Genomic DNA, 2604 nt, shown 5'->3' with positions numbered 1-2604 from the left:
CTGTCGCATTTCCACCGCGCCGAGATCGCACGCATGGCCGGCTGGCGCGACCGGCTCGACCGCACCAGCAACTGGGCGATCACCGTGGTGGCAGCGATGCTGTCGGTATCGCTGTCGACGCCCAGCGCGCATCACGGCGTGCTTTTGTTCGCAATGCTGCTCATTACTTTGCTTTTGTGGATCGAAGCGCGGCGCTATCGCTTCTTCGATGTCTACCGCGCCCGCGTGCGGCAGTTCGAGCGCTACTATTTCGCGCAGATTTTTTCGCCGCAGCCGGATTACGCTTCCAACTGGCTCGCCATCCTCGGCGAAGGTCTGCGCTCGCCGCGCTTCCTGATCTCGCAACGCGCGGCGCTGATCCGCCGGCTGCGCCGCAACTATATCTTCATGTACACGATTCTGCTGCTTGCCTGGATCCTGAAGATCACCACGCCGAGCCTGTCGCGCGAAGGCTCGCCCATCGGCTTCGGGGCATCGCTCGTCGACACCTTCAGGGTGGCGACGCTCGGGCCCATCCCGGGCGTTTTCGTCGTGTGCGGTGTGGCCGCCTGCTATCTCGCGCTGCTTGCCGCCGCCTTCCTGGCCCGCGCCGATGACGGCGAGCTGTCCTTCGGCGACGTGCATGTGTGAGGGAAGGCAGCAGGGAACGAGGCAGTAGGCAGTGGGGATTAGGCAGTAGCAAAGTCGGAACGGGGCGCGGACACCCTCTGCTGCCTACTGCCTACTGCTGCCCCCTCACTGCAGCGACAGCGCCGACCGGAACTCCCGCGTGGTGTTGCGGGCGGGATAGGGTTCGTCCGGCACGGGAATGCCGAGATGGCTGCAGAGCGGTGCCCAGCCGTCGCCGAGCTTATGCACCAGCAGTCGTTCCGCCGGCACGGTGTTCAGCACCGCCTCGACATTGTCCCGGTAGACGGCGATCGCATGGGCGCGGTCCTGCGGGCGGCCGCCGAAGACCTTGTTGGCGACGAGCGCGATGCCTAGCGACTCCTCGTCCGTGCTGCCGATGATCGCCGGCAGAATGGTTTTTTCGAAACTCTCCCACCAGCTTTCGGGCGAGCGCCAGGTGAGGATGACGCGTGCTTTGGGGTAGACGCCGATCAGCTCGCGCCAATAGAACGCCGAGGGCCAGTCGACGCAGGATTTGTATCCGGCGAAGAGTTGGGCCCAGTCGGGCGCCCCGCCCCTGGCCAGCGCCCGCCAAAGCCGCTTCTGCTCCGCATGCGCCATCACCTCCGACATATGGTGGCAAGGACCGAAGCCGAGCATGGTCAGCGCCTCGCGCATCGAATCCGTGCCCGTCCGGCCGAAGCCGGTTCCAATCACCATCAGCGACATTTCCCCCTCCTCAGCTTCTCCTCATCTTTAAGCGCTGCGGTCAATCTCCGTGGACCACGAAACGCAGGCGGTTGCCTTCCGGATCGCCGCTCGAGATGACACGACCGTCCCTTTTCGCTGGTATGTCGGCCGCATCGAGCCTGCGCTCGACGGCGGCGAGTTCCTGCGCCGAGCCAAGCTCGATGGTGAAATGGTCAAGACCGGCGGCGTTCGGCGGCGGCTCGCGCAGCTCGTCGCGCGCCCAGATGTTGAAGGCCACCATATGGGCTCGGCGCTCGGTGCCGCAGTCGAACATGCCGAAGGTCCGGGACTGGATATGCGGCCGGAAGCCGAGCACGCCGAGATAGAATTTCATCAGCATCTCCGGCGCGCGGGCACGCAAATGGATATGGCCGATAAAGGCATCCCGCGCCATCTTCGGCTCGACATGGCCGGAATTGCCGAGGTCGCGCAACAGGCCGGACACGTCCAGCGGCTCGAGCCCCGAATGCGCGCTGCCGTCGGCGGCGATCAGCGCCACGCGGCCGCTGGGCGATACTTCTTGGCGCAGCAAGCGTTCCGGCGTGTCGAAGCAGATCTCGATGCCGTTGCCGGATGGGTCGGAGACGTAGAGCGATTCCGAAACAAGGTGGTCCTGGGCGCTGTACCGCAAGCCAGATGCCTTGAGACGGGCGGCCGTATGCGCCAGATCGCGGCGGCTGGTGACGTGGATGGCAACATGAAAGAGACCGCGCGCCTTCTGCGGCAGCGGCGTCTCCGCGCCGGCATGGAGCACGATCAGCGTCCGTCCGCCGGCGCCAAGTCCCGCCATGACGGCGTCCTCGCCAAGCAGCGCCAACCCAAGGACGTCGCGCCAGACATTCAGGGCCGCCGGCACATCGGTCACCCTGAGATGGACCGGCCCGAGACGGGTCAATGGAGACAGCAATCCTTCATCCATCGTCGTCTGTCCGATTGCGGCCAAGGGCATATTAGCTGTTAATGAAACAACTGTCGCGCTCCAAGTTCGGGTTGACCCCTTCCCAGCGGGCGGCGACTATTGCGACGGCCGGTTTTTCTGGACTTGGTTCAGCAGGAGGAGATCGCATGGACGAAACCGAGCAGTGGCGCAACATGGCGAGCGCGCCGCGGGACGGCAGCCGCATCCTGGTGACGGTACGCTCGTCCGAACAGGGACCGGCCGAGGTCGACATGGCCTATTGGTCGCGCGCCGACCAGTTCGGCGAGGAGGGCTGGCGGGCGTCGGACTCCTCGCCTGGCCGCATC

3 protein-coding genes and 1 pseudogene are annotated in these 2604 nt (G+C 65.4%); 2 read left to right on the top strand and 2 right to left on the bottom strand.

Annotation, left to right across the window (positions count from 1 at the left end):
• Nucleotides 1-630: DUF2270 domain-containing protein (locus EOD07_RS30120; protein WP_127237910.1), on the top strand; the 630-nt coding region annotated here is incomplete at its 5' end.
• A gap of 105 nt (nt 631-735) precedes the next feature.
• Here the strand turns inward: EOD07_RS30120 and EOD07_RS30115 are convergent.
• Nucleotides 736-1329 (bottom strand): sulfotransferase family protein, encoded by a 594-nt coding sequence (locus EOD07_RS30115; protein WP_245470545.1) that lies wholly within the window; start codon nt 1327-1329, stop codon nt 736-738.
• A 49-nt stretch (nt 1330-1378) separates the two neighbouring features.
• A complete protein-coding gene (locus tag EOD07_RS30110) occupies nt 1379-2278 on the bottom strand; it encodes a VOC family protein (protein WP_127237908.1) in 900 nt (299 codons plus the stop codon).
• Between the two features lie 146 nt (nt 2279-2424).
• Between EOD07_RS30110 and EOD07_RS30105 the strand changes: the two are divergent.
• Nucleotides 2425-2604: pseudogene (locus tag EOD07_RS30105) on the top strand (hypothetical protein); the annotation flags it as partial.

It is taken from the genome of Mesorhizobium sp. M2C.T.Ca.TU.002.02.1.1 (genome assembly GCF_003997225.1).
This window is presented reverse-complemented; position numbering and strand designations above follow the sequence as displayed.